Genomic DNA, 18,184 nt, shown 5'->3' with positions numbered 1-18,184 from the left:
CAAAATTTAGCTTAGTAAGGAAAAAGAAAATAATTATTTATAACTTATTTATTATTGTTGATAACTCCGGAAACACCTTATAAAGAAATATCTTATATTTGAAATTACTGTTTAAAAAATCAATTTGTATTTGATATATAAGAATAAAAAAAAGTATGTCTTTGTATTTATATAATCTGATAATGAAAAACAAATAAAATTGAACTTTTAAAATTAATGGATTATGAATATCGAAATTTCTACCAGCTTTAAAAAAATGACAACTAAAGCCATTTTATCTATTGTTTTGTTTTTAGTTGTATACGTGATTTTATTAGCGGTAGCCATTGGGCTTACAGCTTTATGTCTAATAGGCGGGTTGTATGTAATTACTGCGAGACCTTCTTTTTTAACTTTGATGTTAGGAATCGGATTAGCAAGTTTAGGATTTTTTATTCTGGCATTTTTGTTCAAATTTATGTTTAAAAAACATAAAGCAGACCGTAGTCATTTAACTGAAATTACTAAAGAAACCGAGCCAAAATTATTTCATTTTATAGAAACTATTGTAAATGAAGCAGGAACTGATTTTCCTAAAAAAATATATCTTTCACCAGAAGTAAATGCAAGTGTTTTTTATGATTCCAGTTTTTGGAGTATGTTTTTTCCTGTCAAAAAAAATCTTCAGATAGGATTAGGACTGGTTAATACTATCACTGAACAAGAATTTAAAGCTATTTTGGCACATGAATTTGGTCATTTTTCTCAAAGAAGTATGAAAGTAGGAAGCTATGTATATTATGTAAATCAGGTAATATTTAATATGCTTTATGATAATGATACTTTTGACAAAATGATTCAAAAGTGGGCAAATACAAGCGCTTATTTCTCAATCTTTTTAATGATTTCTGTTAAAATTATAGAGGGAATTCAGTGGGTGTTAAAGAAAATGTATGAATTAATTAATATTACTTATTTAGCTCTTTCAAGAGAAATGGAATTTCATGCTGATGAAGTGGCTGCTAATGTTGCTGGAATTTTGCCTCTACAGGAATCATTATTGAGAATGGATTTAGTTGATGCCTCCTACAACGCTGTTATTGATTTTTATGGAGATAAGATAGTACAAGGTTTTAAAAGCAGGAATATTTATAAGGAGCAAGAATTTGTGTTAGAGTTTTTAGCCAAAGACAGTCAATTACAGTTTAAAAATAATTTACCTATTGTTACTTTGTTAGATATAAGTAAATTTAATAAATCAAAACTAGTAATAGAAAATCAATGGGCATCTCATCCTTCAGTTGAAGATCGCTGTTCTAATTTAGATCGTGTTAATGTCTATAAAGAATATTCAAATCAACAATTGGCAAACACTATTTTTTGTGATATTGAAAGTACACAAGAAAAACTAACTTCAAAATTATTTGCCTCTATTGAGAATGTCGATACGTTTAAGGAATTTACTTTGAAGGAATATAAAAATGAATTTCAAAATCAATTTGAAAAAAACACATTTAATAAAATTTACAATGGCTATTATGACAATAAAAATCCAAATTATTTTGACATTAATAAATTGGAAAAACCTTTAGTAATAAATAGTTTAGAAACTCTTTTTAGTAAAGAAAAAATAGATATGGTTTATGATTTTATTGCGTTAAAAAATGATGAAGTGCTGATTGAAAATATAGCTGATAAAAAATTAAATATTAAATCATTTGATTATGATGGACATAAATTCAAAGCTAAAAATGCGATTGAATTGATTCCTGAAATTAGAAAAAATGTAGAAAACTTAGAAAAAGCTATAACAGAAAATGATATCGCCATCTTTTCCTATTTTCAAAATATAGCTAAAAAAGATTATCAGGATGGAGCATTAATTATGAGATATAAAGCTTTTTTTGCTTATGACCATGAGTACGATCAAAAAATAGAACTCTACAATGATTTAATCAATCAATCTCATTTTATGACACTAATCACACCAATTGATGAAATTAAATCTAATTTTAAAAAACTTTACAAGTCAGAAATTGAAATCAAAAAAGAGATTACTAATATGCTTGGAAACCAATTATACACTAAGGAATTAACAGTAGAAATAAAAGAAAGTTTCGAATTGTATTTAAAAGAAAACTGGATTTATTTCAGTAATGACAAATATATTGATGATGAAATACAAATTTTTTATAAAGCCATTTACAATTATCATTTTTTACTTTCAAGAGGCTATTTTTTATTGAAGAAAGATTTACTTGATTTTCAAAATCAATTATTAGTTAATAATGGTGATATCATTTTGCAGTCTTCAGGTTTAAATGATGGTAACAGCGTTATAATAAATTAATTAAATTCAAAAAATGAAACCAAGAATAACCCCACTCGTAGAGAAAAAACTAATTGGATGTAAGCAAAACATGAATTATGCAACTTACAATCCGGTTTTGTTATGGCAAAGTTTTATGCCTTTAGAAAAAGAAATTACAAATAGGGTAAGTACTGATTTGTTTTCGGTTCAGCAATTTCCAGAAGGATTTTGGAATCATTTTAATCCCGAAACCGCGTTTGAAAAATGGGTTGCCGTTGAAGTATCTGATTTTGAAAATATTCCTGCTAATATGAATTCACTGGTGATTCCGGGTGGCTGGTATGCTGTTTTTGATTACAAAGGCGACGGAAGCGACGCGGCATCTTTTTTTGAATCCATCTTTAGTAGCTGGATTCCTAACTCGGCTTATGTTGTAGATGACAGACCTCATTTTGAAATTTTGGGTAATAATTACAAAAAGGGCGATCCCAATTCAGAAGAAGAAATTTGGATTCCCATTCGACTAAAATAAGCAGTCGAATTTTATATCATAGAAGTAACTGATTCTAACAGATTAAAAATTTTTTAAAAATCAGTTTTATTTGTTTTTAATTTAATCTGTATTTATGTGGAAATGCTGATTTTTGCATAAAAATAGTCATTGGTAATGAATGAAAAACAACGTTTAAAGGAGCTGGCTCAGCTTTTTCTCAAATTGGGATTCATTGGTTTTGGTGGTCCTGCAGCACATATAGCCATGATGCAAAAGGAAGTCGTTGCAAAAAGAAAATGGCTTGATGAGCAGCATTTTCTGGATTTATTAGGGGCTACTCACTTGATTCCGGGACCTAATAGTACCGAAATGGCGATTCATATTGGGCATGAAAGAGCAGGAGTAAAGGGCTTAATTGTCTCCGGACTTTGTTTTATTTTGCCTGCTGTTTTTCTCACAGCCGGATTTGCATGGTTGTACAAAGAATACGGTCAGTTACCGGAAATCCAACCTTTTTTATACGGAATCAAGCCAGCAATTATAGCCATTATTCTTGGAGCTATTTTTCCTTTGGCTAAAAAATCATTTAAAACCGTCCAACTTGTCGTTATTGGTCTACTGGTTTTGATTCTTTCGCTTTTGCATTATAATGAAATTGCTTTGCTTTTTGGAGCTGGATTTGTGTCGTTATTTTGGTTTTCGATAAAAAATAAAACCACTACCAATAAAAACTGGCTTCCTCTTGGAATGCTGCCTCTTTCTCAAAGCACTTTAATCGCTGCCAGTAATTGGAATTTATTTTTGATATTCTTAAAAATAGGTTTCATACTCTATGGAAGTGGTTATGTATTATTTGCTTTTTTGGACGCCGAATTAGTTGCCAAAGGTTTGCTGACACGAACCCAACTGATTGATGCCATTGCTGTGGGACAATTTACTCCGGGGCCTGTTTTTTCATCCGTAACATTTGTGGGCTATCAAATTAATGGATTTTCAGGTGCATTAGTGTCCACCCTGGCTATATTTTTACCCTCTTTTATATTTGTAGCCTTACTGAATCCATTAGTTAAAAAATTACGGAATTCTAAATCTTTTTCTGTTTTTCTGGATGCCGTAAATGTGGCTTCGGTAGCGATAATAATTGCTGTTTGTATTCAGATGGGGACAGAGACTATTACGGATTGGCGTAGTATTCTAATTGCTGTTGTGAGTATTTTTATTGCTTTTAATTATAAGAATATCAATAGTGCCTTCCTTGTTATTGGAGGAGCTTTTATTGGTTATTTGCTCACTTTTATATAAAATTTTTCTTGTTCTCGATACAATCCCGTCCGAAAACGGGATTACTCGAACTGACGAAAAATAATTATCAAAAACTACACACAACGGGTTAAAATTAAAAATCCATTAAGCACGAGACTTAATGGATTTTTTTGAATATATAACCTAATTTAATTCCGGGTAAAAGAATTAAGCTTACTGCCATCCGCCGCCTAAGGCTTTGTATAATTGAATAATGGCTTTATATTGTTGGAATTTATTATCAACCAGATTTAATTGTGCATTCAAGGCGTCATTTTTAGAGGTCAGCACTTCCAGATAATTAGCTAATCCGTAGGTTAATAATTCATCTGAAAAATCAGCCGCTTTTGTCAAAGATTCCACCTGTTTTTCTCTAATTGAAATTTTATAACTTTCGTTTTTGTATTGGGCTAAAGCATCCGAAACTTCTTTTCCGGCAGTTAAAAGGGATTGTTCAAATTGCAAATATGCTTTTTCCTGATTAGCTTTTGCAATTTCGTATCTGGTTTTAATCTGTCTTTGATTAAAAATAGGCTGTGTTAATCCCGTTACAATATTTGCAAAAACAGAATTGGCACTCAGCCATTTTTGAATATCAATACTTTGTAAACCTCCGGTTGCTGTTACTTTTAACGAAGGATAAAAGCTGCTTTTGGCAACATTCGTCATTTCAAAATTGTTAATCAGATTGTATTCCGCTGCAATTACATCCGGTCTGTTTCTAAGCAAAGCGGCAGGTACACCCACCGTAATAGCGGGTTCCAGTTTTTGAGCTTGAAAACTACTGCGTTCTATTTTTGCAGGAGCCTGAGCTAAAAGGATGCTTAAAGTATTTTCTAACAGAATACTGTTGTTTTTTAAATCGGCAATGATCAATTCAGTGGCATATTTTTGAGCTTCGGTTTGTTTAACTCCAACTTCAGTAACGTTTCCTGATTTTTTCAAAGCAGTGATCGTTTCGATACTTTCATTTCTGTTAATTAAAGTTTCTTCGGCTACCTTAATTTGTTCATCAACTGCTAATAATTGGTAATAAGTAGTGGCGATACTGGCAATTAATTGTGTTTTTATTGCCTGATTAGCCGCATTAGTTTGTAAGTAGGCTGCTTGTGTGCCTCGTTTATTACTTCTTATTTTTCCCCAAATATCCGCTTCCCAGCTCAATGTTCCTGTTAGTTGGTATTGATTAACAGTGGTGTTATTGACAATCGCACCAAACTGACTGTTTTTAGATAATTCCTGATGCGTCCAGTCTGTCCCGGCGGATAATATAGGGAAGTAGCCTGCTTTTCCCTGCAACATTGTCGCTTGTGCAGCTGCTAAGTTTTGCATAGCAATACGCACGTCATAATTATTTTCCAATCCTTTTTTGATATAGTTTTGCAAAATTGGATCCGTAAAAATTTTATCCCAGGTTACATTTGCTAATGAAGTAGTATCGGCTGAGACTGCTTCATTGCGGTATAAATCTTCTGTTTTTAAATCGGGGCGTTTGTAATCCTTAGCAACAAAACACGATTGTAATAAAGTTGCCGATACCACAAACAAAGTGATTTTATATATTTTATTTTTCATTTTCATTTTCTAAAAGTGTAACATCTGAATCCTGATTTTCTATAGGAAGTGGTTTTGTAGAAATTTTTTCCTGTAAATTTTGGAAAATAATAAACAATACCGGAATTACAAATACTCCTAAAATTGTTCCTATCAACATTCCTCCAATAGCTCCTGTCCCAATGGCATTGTTCCCTACAGCTCCGGCACCTTGAGCTAACATCAAAGGCAATAATCCGAAGATAAAAGCAAATGAAGTCATCAAAATAGGACGTAAACGGGCAACCGCACCATGAATAGCTGCTTGTACTACGGTCATTCCTTTTTTCCTTGAGTCTACAGAGAATTCAACTATCAAAATGGCATTTTTGGCCAGTAATCCAATAAGCATAATGAGCGTAATCTGGAGGTAAATGTTATTACTTACATTAAACATATAAGCAAACATATAGGTACCTGCTAAACCAATTGGTAATGAAATTAATACTGCAAAAGGCAGCATATAACTTTCATATTGTGCAGCTAATAAGAAGTAAACAAAAACCAAACACAATAAAAAGATATACAGGGTTTGTCCGCCTGCGCTAATTTCCTCACGAGTCATTCCTGAGAACTCATAACCATACCCCAGAGGTAAACTTTGACTGGCTACTTCTTCAACGGCTTTAATGGCGTCACCCGAACTAAAACCTTCATTAGGAGCTCCGGTTACTTTTACAGAAGTAAACAAGTTAAAACGATCTATAGCTTGTGGTCCAAATACTTTAACCAAAGTCACAAATTGTGAAATAGGAGCCATTTGACCATTATTGTTTCTAACCAAAACCTGATTTAAAGATTCCGGATTGCTTCTAAATTCCGGATCAGATTGATACACTACACGGTATTGTTTTCCAAATTTATTAAAATTAGAAGCATACACTCCTCCATAATAGCCTTGCATTGTTCCCAAAACATCCGTTACGGTTAAACCTGATTTCTTGATCGCGGCAACATTAAGATCTATACGATATTGTGGATAATTTGGTGAGAAAGAAGTTGCTGCGTACTTAATTTCCGGACGACTGTTTAATGCTGCCAAAAACTTATTATTTACTTCACTCAATTCCTGAATACTTCCTCCTTTTTGATCCTGTAATTGAAATTCGAAACCATTGGTAAAACCAAATCCAACAAGAGTAGGGCGGGCAAAATAAAGTACTTTAGCATCTTTAATGGCTGCTGTACGTTTAAATAATTCAGTAACAACTGCTGTAATTTCCTGATTGTCTTGTTTACGTTCTGCCCATGGTTTTAATTTTACAATCACCATTCCGTAATTACTACCGGTACCACTAATCAAACTTCTTCCGGAAATACGAAGTACTTCTTGTATTTCAGGAATATCTTTTACTTTGTTTTCAATTTGGAGTAAAACTTCCTCTGTTCTTTCTAATGAAGTACCTGGTGGAAGAGAAACATCCGAAAGGATAGCACCTGTATCTTCGCCGGGAACGAAAGCCTTTGGAGTAATATTTAATAATAAAATAAATAATCCTGCAAAAACAGCTATTCCTGCAAATGCTAACCATTTACGTTTAATGAAAAACTCAACAGATCTTTTATATTTAGCCGTTGTAGTTTCAAATCCGGCATTAAATGCTGAATAAAAACGTTCCATAAAACCTTTTTTAGGGGCATTTTTATCATGTTCTTTTAAGAAAATAGCACATAAAGCCGGAGAAAGTGTAAGCGCATTAATAGCTGACAATACAATTGAAACGGCTAAAGTTAATCCAAACTGTTTGTAGAAAACCCCTGCTGAACCGCTAATAAAAGAAACGGGGATAAATACCGCTGACATTACAAGCGTAATAGAAATAATTGCACTACTAATATCATTCATGGCACTATGAGCCGCTTTTCGGGGATTGTGTTCTCCCGCTTCCATTTTAGCATGAACGGCTTCCACAACTACAATGGCATCATCTACAACAATTCCCACTGCCAATACTAATGCAAACAGCGTTAATAAGTTGATGGTAAAACCAAATAAACTTAGAAAAAAGAAGGTTCCTACAATGGCTACCGGTACAGAAATAGCAGGAATCAAGGTAGATCTCCAATCTTGTAAGAAGATGAAAACGACTATAAATACTAAAAGAAAAGCTTCAATTAAGGTATGAATTACTTTCGAAATAGATTCTTCCAGGAAGTCATTGGCATTAATTAAAGTAGCATATTTTACTCCTTTAGGAAAATTAACTTCCGAATTTTTCAATACCTCCAGCGAACCTTCAATTACTTCTTGCGCATTCGAACCTGCGGTTTGGGCAATTGCAATTGCTATCGATTTATTTCCATTTGTATAAGCATTGCTGGCATAATTAACAGCACCCAATTCAATTCTTGCAACATCACCTAATTTTAGAATTTCTCCATTGGGAGTGGAACGAACAACAATTTCTTCAAATTCTTTTACGTTTTGTAAACGTCCTTTATATTTTAAAGTATACTGAAAAGACTGATCTCCGCTTTCCCCTAATTGTCCTGGCGCGGCTTCAATATTTTGTTCGGCTAATAAAGTTGTAATATCCGATGGAACTAAACCATAAGCACCCATAATATCCGGTTTTAACCAAATACGCATGGAGTAGTCTTTTTGACCAAAAATCATCGCTTCTCCAACTCCGGCAACACGTTTTATTTTTGGAATAATATTGATGTTGGCATAATTTTGAAGGAAAGTATCATCATAATCCGGATTTTCACTGTATAATGATAAAATTAAGATGTTATCACTCTGTCTTTTAGATGTGGTAACACCGGCTCTTGTAACCTCTTGAGGCAATAAAGGGGTAGCACGGGAGACACGATTTTGTACATTCACCGCTGCTAAATCAGGATTTGTACCTAATTTAAAATAGATATTTATAGAAGCCGAACCATCATTATTGGAGGTTGAAGTCATATAAGTCATGTCTTCAACACCATTAATTTGTTCTTCCAGAGGAATTACTACCGAGTTCATTACCACTTCGGCACTTGCTCCCTGATAATTTGCGGATACAGTAACGGTAGGTGGCGCTATTTCTGGATATTGAGAAACAGGAAGCGAGATTAACCCTAAAACTCCCAAAATTACGATGATGATAGAAACCACCGTTGACAATACCGGTCTGTCAATGAATTTTGAAAACATATTTTGTTATTTATGCAATAGTTAGTTGATCAATTATTTTTTTTCGGGATTGATTACTGTATTATAATCAACAACTTCAGGCTTAATTTCAGTTCCTTCTGTTACGATACCTACACCCTCAATAAGGATTTTGTCATTCACATTCAATCCATTATCCACTACAAAGAATTTTCCACCAGGGATGGCACGAACTTCAATAGGAACTGCTTTTACTTTGTTTTCTTTATCAACAACTAATGCAATGCGTTTGTCTTGTAATTCTAAGGTAGCATTTTGCGGAATTATAATCACATCTTTTAAGTAGGTAGGAATCTGGATGATTCCTGTCCCTCCGGAACGTAATAATTTATTGCTGTTGGGAAAACTGGCTCTTACATTAAACGAACCTGTTTGGGTATTTGCTTGTCCGCTAAAGGTTTCAATTTTTCCTTTTTGTTCGTATTCCATTCCGTTGCTCAGAATTAAATTTACAGCAGGCATTTTAGTGATTTTTTCCTGAAATGATTTTCCTTCAGCATTCATGGTAATATCTAATTGTTGTTTTTCATTCATGGAGAAATAAGCATAAATAGTACTTACATCAGATATTCGGGTCAACGGTTCCGTGGTTTGACTGCTTACATAACTCCCTAATCGCAGCGGTAAAGTACCTACAATCCCGTTAACCGGGCTTTTGATAGAAGCATAATTTATTTTTGCCACTATACTTTGATACGTACTTTTAGCACTGGCTAGATTGGCTTTAGCTGTTTCCAGTTGGACATCACTTATAATATTACGTTCTACTAATGGTTTTAAACGATTTACTTCCACCTGAGCGGCAGCAACTTTGGCTTTAGCAGCAGCAGCTTCCTGATTTGCAGTTTGGGTTTCCAGTTTAAAAAGCAATTGCCCTTTTTTGACTTCCTGTCCCTCCTGAATGTAAATTTTTTCAATATAACCATCTACTTTTGCACGAATATCAATATCAGTAATTCCTTCTAAAGTAGCAGGATACTCTGATAGTAAAGTAGTATTAGATTCCGTTACCGCAGTAACTTTGTATGGCAGGATAACGGGAGCGGTTTGTTGTTCTTTTTTTCCACAAGCAGCCAGTACTACTAAGCTTATAATGGTTAATGAAAGTTTTTTCATTGGGATCAATTATTTATTGTTATTATTATTTATTTCTATTTTTTTGAAGTTGTTGATAGTCTTAGTAAACACTTTTTCAACTTCAATAACGTGTGTTCTGTAAGCTTTTACATTCTCCAGATTGCATCTTTCCTCAGGACAGGAAGCAGTAGCTTCTCTATAATCAACCATCCGGTTAATAATTGCCATTTCTGAGTCAATCAACTTTAGGAAATTAGCCAGTCGTTCACTTAAATTAGCCGGTTTAAAATACTTTTTTCGATCACCTGCTTTGGTAAAAAAAGATATTTTATCCATTTTTAAAAGCAAATTAAGATTAGTAGAAATAGAACTTTTACTGGCACTTAATTTTCCAACTAATGATTCAAAGGTTAATCCGGTTTTACAGCCGTCAATAATCAATGTACCTAATATCCTGGCCGCTAACGGAGGAATATTATATAGTTTTTCAAAATAATTTCCGTATAATTCTATAATTTCTTCTCTTTCCTTTTCTATATCCATGTTGAAATTTTTTGCAAATTTACAATTGGTTCGGTAATCACCGAACTAATCGAACTTAATTTTATGTTAATTTTCTGTAAACATTTAACCCTTTTGACACGAAAAAAGGTTATTTTCCTAAAAAAGAAAGGTTTATGAAGCTAAAAAATGCTTAATATTGATATTCGAATAAAAATTAACTACTCCAACCAAAGATTTTTAACTATGAAACTTCAAAAACTGCATTACTTATTGGTTATTTTAAGTCTGTTTTCGGCTACGGTAACTATCGCCCAACATCAATTTGTAAATATAAATACACCACCCGAGATTTCGCCGATGCCCATGAAACCGGAAATGACTGAAATTTGGGAACCGGAAGTAAAAATAATTACAGCAGCTAAAATTCCCGGAAACGCACCTTCGGATGCCATTATTTTATTTGACGGAAAAAATTTAGATCAATGGGTAAGTAAAAATAATCCCAATAAACCCGCGCCTTGGAAAATAATGGATAATGATTATATGGAAATTGTACCCGGTTCAGGAGATATCCAAACCAAAATGACATTTGGAGATTGTCAGCTGCATTTAGAATGGAGTGCTGATGACGCTGCAGTTCACGGCGGACAGGCGAGAGGCAATAGTGGTGTTTTTTTCCAAAACAGATATGAATTGCAAATATTAGATTCTTACAATAACCGAACGTATAGTAATGGTCAGGCGGGTAGTATTTATAAAGATCATGCACCCTTAGTAAATGCTGTAAAAAGCCCGTTAGAGTGGAATATGTATGATGTTATTTATACCGCACCGCGATTTAAAGCAGATGGCAAAATTGATGCCCCAGCCAGAATTACGGTATTTTTAAACGGGGTTTTAATTCAAAATAATGTAACTATAAACGGCTTAACACTTTATATCGGTTTACACAATTATCCGTCGCCTCATGGTGATGATGTTATTTCGCTTCAGGATCATGGTTCTAAAAACCAATATAGAAATATTTGGATTAGAAAACTTTAAAAACAGCAATTAGCAGCTCAAGCGTATTACTATTTTTTTTGCCACAAATTGCATCAATAAGCACCAATTAAACGTTGTTTTTAATTACGCAAATCATTAAAACAGCTGGAATTAGTGGCAATTGGTGTAATTAATTTCTAATTTTTTCTAGAAGTGAACACCTTTTACAATTAGTAATTTTACGGTTTTTAAAATCTAAATTTTATATATTTGTCAACCTAAAATTCAAGTTGTAGTGAGTCAAATTAATAAATTAAAAATATTCAACGATCCCATTTATGGGTTTATAACCATCCCTAATGCATTAATTTACGACTTAATACAGCATCCTTATTTTCAGCGTTTGCGTCGAATTACCCAAATGGGTTTGTCCTATTTAGTCTATCCGGGAGCAAATCATACCCGCTTTCATCACGCTTTAGGCTGTATGCATCTGATGCAAAAAGCAGTCGATGTTTTACGTTTTAAGGAAGTATCCATTTCTGAAGAAGAAGAAAATGCGCTTTATATTGCCATTTTATTACACGATATAGGACATGGTCCGTTTTCTCATGCTATGGAAAAAAGCATTGTAGAAGATGTGCACCATGAAGAAATTTCACTGTTGTTTATGAAACAACTCAATGTGGAATTCAAAGGACAATTAAGTTTAGCAATTAAAATATTTGAAGGAGATTATCATCGAAAATTCATGTTACAGCTCATTTCAAGCCAGTTGGATATGGATCGAATGGATTACTTAAAACGGGATAGTTTTTACTCAGGTGTTGCCGAGGGAAATGTTAATTCCGAACGTTTAATCCAGATGATGAATGTTCAGGATGATTTTTTGGTTATAGAAGAAAAAGGGATTTATTCTGTTGAAAAATTTTTAATGTCCCGCCGATTAATGTATTGGCAGGCTTATTTGCATAAAACAAGTCTGGTGGGCGAATTAATTTTGACCAGAATTTTAAAACGTGCCAAGGAACTGACTTTAAAAGGAACTGTTTTACCTTGCAGCGAGCCTTTGCAATTTTTTATGCAAAATAAAGTGGGATTAGAATTATTCGACACCACAACTTTAGAATTATTTTCTCAACTGGATGATTTTGATATTATTAGCGCATTAAAAGCCTGGCAAAAAAATGATGATTTTATTTTGTCTTCTTTGAGTAAAATGATAATCAACAGAGATTTATTGAAAATACAATTAACCAGTGAGAAAATTGCTATTGATGATTTAAATCCTTTGAAAGAACGTTTTGCACTTGAAAACAACATTAGTATCGCCGATACCAATTATTTCATTTTTAAAGGAAAAATTAAAAATCAGGCTTATGACAAAGAAGCTGAACCTATAAGAATCCTTAAAAAAGACAGGACTGTAGAGGATGTTATTGAATCATCCGATCAGTTGAATTTAAAGTCTTTATCAAAATCAGTGACTAAATATTATATTTGTTTCCCAAAACAACTACTATAAATCCACATTTAAAATCTATTTTTTTATATTTTTGTCGGAATGAAATTTACAGCAGAACAAATAGCGGGCGTTTTAGATGGCGAAGTTATTGGGAATTCCCAGGCTGAAGTGCATGAGCTGTCTAAAATTGAGGAAGGAAAAGCAGGTTCTTTAACTTTTTTATCCAACCCGAAATACAATAACTACATCTATACTACCGAAGCAACAATAACCATTGTAAACAAAACTTTTATTCCTGAATCAGAATTAAAAACAACATTAATAAAGGTTGAAGATGCTTATATGGCTTTTTCTAAATTATTAGAATTTTATGATCAGGCAAGAAAAGACAGTAAACAAGGTATTGAAGCACATACTGTAATTTCTGAAAGTGCTAGATATGGTGACAATTTTTATTTAGGCAGTTTTAGCTATGTAGGTACAAATGTAACCATAGGTAATAATGTAAAAATTTATCCTAATTGTTTTATTGGAGATAATGTTGTCATTAGTAATAATGTCACTATTTTTGCGGGCGCTAAGATTTATTCAGAATCGGTGATTGGTAATAATTGTACCATTCATGCTGGGACAGTAATTGGTTCGGATGGCTTTGGTTTTGCACCAAATCCGGATGGGAGCTACACTAAAATTCCTCAAATAGGAAATGTAATTATTGAAGATGATGTTGAAGTAGGATCCTGTACTACAATTGACAGAGCCACATTAGGATCTACAATTATAAGAAAAGGAGTGAAGCTGGACAATCAAATCCAGATTGCACATAATGTAGAAATAGGAGAGAACACCGTAATTGCTGCACAAACAGGAATTGCAGGTTCTACTAAAATAGGTAAAAACGGAATGATAGGCGGTCAGGTAGGAATATCAGGACATTTGACCATTGGAAACAATGTTCGCATTCAGGCCCAGTCAGGAGTTGCCAGAAACATAAAAGACGACGAAATTTTGCAGGGAAGCCCAACATTTGGCTATAATGATTTTAGTAAATCGTATGTACATTTTAAAAATTTACCTAAAATTATTGCAGAGATTGACGAATTAAAAAAACAAATATTAAACCAAAAAAATGCAAACAATGGTTAAACAGAAGACCATCAAAACAGAAATTTCATTAACGGGGGTTGGCTTACATACTGGAAAAGAAGTTAAAATGACTTTTAAACCAGCTCCGGTAAATAATGGTTTTACTTTTGTCAGGGTAGATCTTGAAGGACATCCTATTATTGAAGCTGATGCTAATTATGTTGTAAACACACAACGCGGGACAAATTTAGAGAAATTAGGCGTTAAAATCCAGACACCTGAGCACGTTTTAGCGGCTTTAGTGGGTTGTGATTTAGATAATGTTATTATCGAATTAAATGCTTCAGAACTACCTATCATGGATGGTTCTTCAAAATATTTTGTTGAAGCCTTAGAAAAAGCAGGTGTTGAAGAACAAAACACAAACCGTAATGTGTATGTCGTAAAAGAAGTAATTTCATTTACTGATGAAGCGAGTGGCAGCGAAATTCTGGTTATGCCTAGCGATCATTATACCGTAACTACGATGGTTGATTTTGGTACTAAAATTTTAGGAACACAAAATGCAACTCTTAAAAATATAGGCGATTTTAAAACTGAAATTGCTTCTTCAAGAACGTTTAGTTTCTTACATGAATTAGAATCTCTTTTAGATAACGGATTAATTAAAGGTGGGGATTTAAATAATGCTATTGTGTATGTAGATAAAGAAATATCTGCTACTACAATGGAAAATTTAAAAATAGCTTTTGGCAAAGAAAGCATTAATGTGAAACCAAATGGAATTCTTGATAATTTAACTTTGCATTACCCAAATGAAGCTGCACGACATAAATTATTAGATGTAATTGGTGATTTGGCTTTAATTGGAACAAAAATTCAGGGAAAAATTATTGCAAACAAACCAGGTCATTTTGTAAACACTCAGTTTGCTAAAAAAATGGCTAAAATGATTAAAATTGAACAACGTAATTACGTTCCTGTTTATGATTTAAATCAGGAGCCATTGATGGATATTCATAAAATCATGGCGATGTTGCCACACAGACCACCGTTTTTATTGATTGACAGAATCATCGAAATGTCGGATAGTCATGTTGTGGGAATGAAAAATGTTACAATGAATGAAAATTTCTTTGTAGGACATTTTCCTGATGCACCGGTTATGCCGGGGGTTTTAATTGTAGAAGCCATGGCTCAAACAGGTGGAATTCTTGTTTTAAGCACCGTGCCGGATCCTGAAAATTATTTAACTTATTTCATGAAAATTGACAATGTTAAATTCAAGCATAAAGTATTGCCGGGAGATACACTAATATTTAAATGTGATTTAATTACTCCTATCAGAAGAGGTATTTGTCACATGCAAGCCAATGCTTATGCTAATGGAAAATTAGTAGCTGAAGCTGAATTAATGGCTCAGATTGCAAAAAAACAACAATAAGTAGAACAGTTTTCCTTTCTGTTACTATAGTTTTTTATAGTAATTAAGGTAATTATAAAACAAAAAATAGATGAATCAACCATTAGCATATGTTCATCCTGGCGCAAAAATTGCCAAAAATGTAGTTATTGAACCTTTTACAACCATTCATAATAATGTAGTAATTGGTGACGGAACCTGGATAGGTTCTAATGTAACCATTATGGAAGGGGCAAGAATTGGTAAAAACTGTAACATTTTTCCAGGAGCAGTTATCTCGGCAGTTCCTCAGGATTTAAAATTTGGCGGTGAAGATTCTCTGGCTATAATTGGAGACAACTGTACCATCAGAGAATGCGTTACTATTAACAGAGGTACAAATGCTTCCGGACAAACTGTTATAGGGAACAATTGTTTAATTATGGCAGCTGCTCATATTGCTCATGATTGTGTAGTAGGTGATAATGCTATCATTGTAAATGGTGTGCTTTTAGGAGGTCACGTAATTGTAGGTAAACATGCTGTACTGGGTGGCTTAGCTGCTGTTCATCAGTTTATCAATATTGGAGATCATGCTATGGTTTCCGGTGGTTCATTAATTCGTAAAGATGTTCCTCCATATACTAAAGCTGCTAAAGAGCCTTTATCTTATGTAGGGATAAATTCCGTAGGACTTAGAAGAAGAGGTTTTGCAACCGAAAAAATCAGAGAAATTCAGGATATTTATCGAATTTTGTACCAAAAGAATTATAATACTACTCAGGCTTTAGGAATTATCGAAGCCGAAATGGAAGCAACTCCGGAAAGAGATGAAATTATCGATTTTATCCGAAACTCTTCCCGAGGAATTATGAAAGGTTACAGCGGAAATTATTAATCCTCTCCCCAGCCCTCTCCAAAGGAGAGGGAGAGATTATGAAACTCGAATTATAAAAGACTTTATAAAATATATAAGCATTTTTCATTTTTAGAAAGTTTTGATAAGCAGCATTTAGATTAAAAAAATAAATAATTAATAACACACAATCCATCCAGTCTCCCTCCCCTTTGGGGAGGGTCGGGGTGGGGAAAAATCAACAAAAATGGCATCTACATCAGATATTAGAAACGGACTTTGTATTAAATACAACCACGATATTTATAAAATTATCGAATTTTTACATGTTAAACCAGGAAAAGGACCTGCTTTTGTAAGAACAAAATTAAAAAGTTTAACAACCGGAAAAGTATTAGATAATACATTCTCTGCCGGACATAAAATAGAAGATGTTCGTGTTGAAACACATACGTACCAGTATTTGTATGCAGAAGGAGATCAGTTTCATTTTATGAATAACGAATCTTTCGAACAAATCACTTTAAACAAAAACATTCTTGACAACCCGGATTTATTAAAAGAAGGTACAAATGTAATGGTTCAGGTAAATACTGAAACTGATTTACCACTTTCAGTGGATATGCCGGCTTCTATCATTCTTGAGGTAACGTATGCTGAACCGGGAGTAAAAGGAAATACAGCTACAAATGCTACAAAATCTGCAACTGTTGAAACAGGTGCTACTGTAAACGTTCCTTTGTTTATCAATGAAGGTGATAAAATTAAAATCGATACTGCTTCAGGTTCTTACATGGAGCGTGTAAAAGAATAGTTTAATTGAGAAATTTAAAGATTAAATGATTTTAAACTTTAAGTTGACAATAGCATTTTTAATCTTTAAATTTTTCAACACTTAAATTAATTTATGAAATTTACAAGAGCATATTCTTTAAAAGAAATAGCCACTTTACTTAATTGTGAATTTGTTGGTGAGGAAGGTTTTGAAGTTTTGGGCATGAATGAAATTCATGTAGTAGAGCAGGGGGATATCGTTTTTGTAGACCATCCTAAATACTATGACAAAGCTTTAAATTCGGCGGCAACTATTGTTTTAATTAACAAAAAAGTAGATTGCCCGGAAGGAAAAGCACTTCTTATTTCGGAAGATCCCTTTAGAGATTTCAATAAATTAACGAAACACTTCAGACCTTTTCAGTCTAGCGGAGCTGCAATTTCTCCGACAGCTATTATTGGTGAAGGAACGGTAATTCAGCCTAATTCGTTTGTTGGAAACGGAGTTGTAATTGGTAAAAATTGTCTGATTCATTCTAATGTTTCTATTTACGACAATACGGTTTTAGGTGATAATGTCATCATTCACGCAGGAACTATTCTTGGAGCAGATGCTTTTTATTATAAAAAACGTCCAGATGGTTTTGATCAGTTGCTTTCTGGCGGACGTGTTGTTATTAAAGACAATGTTGGAATTGGAGCTTTATGTACCATTGACAAAGGAGTTACCGGAGACACTACTATTGGAGAAGGAACAAAAATTGACAATCAGGTGCATGTAGGTCATGATACCGTTATTGGAAAAAAATGTTTAATAGCTTCTCAAACAGGAATTGCAGGTTGTGTTATTATCGAAGACGAAGTGACTATTTGGGGACAAGTAGGAACAACAAGCGGCATTACCATTGGTGAGAAAGCAGTCTTGTTAGGACAAACCGGAGTAACTAAATCAGTTGCCGGTGGAAAAACTTATTTTGGTACACCAATTCAGGAATCCAGAGAAACATTGAAACAATTAGTTAATATTAAGAAGATTCCGAAAATTCTGGATGAAATTGAATTCCTAAAAAAAGAGAAAATTAATTATTGATTTTGTTTAAAAAATAAATATTTTGTGTCGAAGCTAACAAAAGAATGTAATTACTAACTTTTTTTTGATACTAAAAGAGCTTAAAATAATTTCGAAAACCCTATTTTT

General features: G+C 33.3%; 14 protein-coding genes. 10 read left to right on the top strand and 4 right to left on the bottom strand.

Annotated features, from left to right (window positions below; translation table 11 throughout):
* Positions 1–223 precede the first annotated feature (223 nt).
* The 3 genes from BUB89_RS07195 (at position 224) to chrA (ending at position 4,085) form a co-directional block, all read left to right on the top strand.
* On the top strand, positions 224–2,329 hold the full coding sequence (locus BUB89_RS07195) for a M48 family metallopeptidase (protein WP_073243480.1): 2,106 nt from the start codon (positions 224–226) through the stop codon (positions 2,327–2,329).
* Between the two features lie 13 nt (positions 2,330–2,342).
* Positions 2,343–2,822, top strand: coding sequence for a GyrI-like domain-containing protein (locus BUB89_RS07190; protein WP_073243478.1), 480 nt, complete (start codon positions 2,343–2,345; stop codon positions 2,820–2,822).
* Between the two features lie 135 nt (positions 2,823–2,957).
* A complete protein-coding gene (chrA, locus tag BUB89_RS07185; RefSeq protein WP_073243476.1) occupies positions 2,958–4,085 on the top strand; it encodes a chromate efflux transporter in 1,128 nt (375 codons plus the stop codon).
* Positions 4,086–4,259: 174 nt separating this feature from the next.
* On the opposite strand, the gene BUB89_RS07180 is transcribed toward chrA, so the two are convergent.
* From BUB89_RS07180 to BUB89_RS07165, 4 genes are read right to left on the bottom strand one after another with little or no spacing between them, the layout of a single operon-like run.
* Positions 4,260–5,660 (bottom strand): efflux transporter outer membrane subunit, encoded by a 1,401-nt coding sequence (locus tag BUB89_RS07180; RefSeq protein WP_073243821.1) that lies wholly within the window; start codon positions 5,658–5,660, stop codon positions 4,260–4,262.
* A complete protein-coding gene (locus tag BUB89_RS07175; RefSeq protein WP_073243474.1) occupies positions 5,650–8,820 on the bottom strand; it encodes an efflux RND transporter permease subunit in 3,171 nt (1,056 codons plus the stop codon). Before BUB89_RS07175 ends, BUB89_RS07180 begins: the two co-directional genes overlap by 11 nt.
* A gap of 33 nt (positions 8,821–8,853) precedes the next feature.
* Positions 8,854–9,954 carry an efflux RND transporter periplasmic adaptor subunit gene (locus tag BUB89_RS07170; protein ID WP_073243472.1) on the bottom strand — a complete coding sequence of 367 codons (1,101 nt, stop codon included), beginning with the start codon at positions 9,952–9,954 and terminating at the stop codon, positions 8,854–8,856.
* 9 nt (positions 9,955–9,963) lie between these two features.
* On the bottom strand, positions 9,964–10,458 hold the full coding sequence (locus BUB89_RS07165) for a GbsR/MarR family transcriptional regulator (RefSeq protein WP_073243470.1): 495 nt from the start codon (positions 10,456–10,458) through the stop codon (positions 9,964–9,966).
* A gap of 204 nt (positions 10,459–10,662) precedes the next feature.
* Between BUB89_RS07165 and BUB89_RS07160 the strand changes: the two genes are divergently transcribed.
* From BUB89_RS07160 to BUB89_RS07130, 7 genes are all read left to right on the top strand, one after another.
* Positions 10,663–11,463, top strand: coding sequence for a 3-keto-disaccharide hydrolase (locus BUB89_RS07160; RefSeq protein WP_073243468.1), 801 nt, complete (start codon positions 10,663–10,665; stop codon positions 11,461–11,463).
* Positions 11,464–11,698: 235 nt separating this feature from the next.
* A complete protein-coding gene (locus BUB89_RS07155) occupies positions 11,699–12,928 on the top strand; it encodes an HD domain-containing protein (RefSeq protein WP_073243465.1) in 1,230 nt (409 codons plus the stop codon).
* 39 nt (positions 12,929–12,967) lie between these two features.
* Positions 12,968–14,014: a UDP-3-O-(3-hydroxymyristoyl)glucosamine N-acyltransferase gene (gene lpxD / locus BUB89_RS07150; protein ID WP_073243463.1), complete on the top strand. Its 1,047-nt coding sequence runs from the start codon at positions 12,968–12,970 to the stop codon at positions 14,012–14,014.
* Entirely contained in the window at positions 14,007–15,398 is a 1,392-nt protein-coding gene (locus BUB89_RS07145) for a bifunctional UDP-3-O-[3-hydroxymyristoyl] N-acetylglucosamine deacetylase/3-hydroxyacyl-ACP dehydratase (RefSeq protein ID WP_073243819.1), read from the top strand. The genes lpxD and BUB89_RS07145 overlap by 8 nt, the downstream gene beginning before the upstream one ends.
* Before the next feature lie 70 nt (positions 15,399–15,468).
* Positions 15,469–16,254 (top strand): acyl-ACP--UDP-N-acetylglucosamine O-acyltransferase, encoded by a 786-nt coding sequence (lpxA, locus tag BUB89_RS07140; protein WP_073243461.1) that lies wholly within the window; start codon positions 15,469–15,471, stop codon positions 16,252–16,254.
* A gap of 205 nt (positions 16,255–16,459) precedes the next feature.
* Positions 16,460–17,026, top strand: coding sequence for an elongation factor P (gene efp / locus BUB89_RS07135; protein ID WP_073243459.1), 567 nt, complete (start codon positions 16,460–16,462; stop codon positions 17,024–17,026).
* A gap of 93 nt (positions 17,027–17,119) precedes the next feature.
* Positions 17,120–18,076, top strand: a complete 957-nt coding sequence (locus BUB89_RS07130; RefSeq protein ID WP_073243457.1) for a UDP-3-O-(3-hydroxymyristoyl)glucosamine N-acyltransferase — start codon at positions 17,120–17,122, stop codon at positions 18,074–18,076.
* The last annotated feature ends 108 nt before the right edge of the window (positions 18,077–18,184 follow it).

Source organism: Flavobacterium flevense (assembly GCF_900142775.1).
Classification (GTDB): Bacteria; Bacteroidota; Bacteroidia; order Flavobacteriales; family Flavobacteriaceae; genus Flavobacterium; species Flavobacterium flevense.
This window is presented reverse-complemented; position numbering and strand designations above follow the sequence as displayed.

What these genes read in the sequence shown, in the direction of transcription:
- BUB89_RS07195 (WP_073243480.1), top strand. Translation starts at nt 224, where the DNA reads ATGAATATCGAAATTTCTACCAGCTTTAAAAAAATGACAACTAAAGCC.
- BUB89_RS07190 (WP_073243478.1), top strand. Translation starts at nt 2,343, where the DNA reads ATGAAACCAAGAATAACCCCACTCGTAGAGAAAAAACTAATTGGATGT.
- chrA (WP_073243476.1), top strand. Translation starts at nt 2,958, where the DNA reads ATGAATGAAAAACAACGTTTAAAGGAGCTGGCTCAGCTTTTTCTCAAA.
- BUB89_RS07180 (WP_073243821.1), bottom strand. Translation starts at nt 5,660, where the DNA reads ATGAAAAATAAAATATATAAAATCACTTTGTTTGTGGTATCGGCAACT.
- BUB89_RS07175 (WP_073243474.1), bottom strand. Translation starts at nt 8,820, where the DNA reads ATGTTTTCAAAATTCATTGACAGACCGGTATTGTCAACGGTGGTTTCT.
- BUB89_RS07170 (WP_073243472.1), bottom strand. Translation starts at nt 9,954, where the DNA reads ATGAAAAAACTTTCATTAACCATTATAAGCTTAGTAGTACTGGCTGCT.
- BUB89_RS07165 (WP_073243470.1), bottom strand. Translation starts at nt 10,458, where the DNA reads ATGGATATAGAAAAGGAAAGAGAAGAAATTATAGAATTATACGGAAAT.
- BUB89_RS07160 (WP_073243468.1), top strand. Translation starts at nt 10,663, where the DNA reads ATGAAACTTCAAAAACTGCATTACTTATTGGTTATTTTAAGTCTGTTT.
- lpxD (WP_073243463.1), top strand. Translation starts at nt 12,968, where the DNA reads ATGAAATTTACAGCAGAACAAATAGCGGGCGTTTTAGATGGCGAAGTT.
- BUB89_RS07145 (WP_073243819.1), top strand. Translation starts at nt 14,007, where the DNA reads ATGGTTAAACAGAAGACCATCAAAACAGAAATTTCATTAACGGGGGTT.
- lpxA (WP_073243461.1), top strand. Translation starts at nt 15,469, where the DNA reads ATGAATCAACCATTAGCATATGTTCATCCTGGCGCAAAAATTGCCAAA.
- efp (WP_073243459.1), top strand. Translation starts at nt 16,460, where the DNA reads ATGGCATCTACATCAGATATTAGAAACGGACTTTGTATTAAATACAAC.
- BUB89_RS07130 (WP_073243457.1), top strand. Translation starts at nt 17,120, where the DNA reads ATGAAATTTACAAGAGCATATTCTTTAAAAGAAATAGCCACTTTACTT.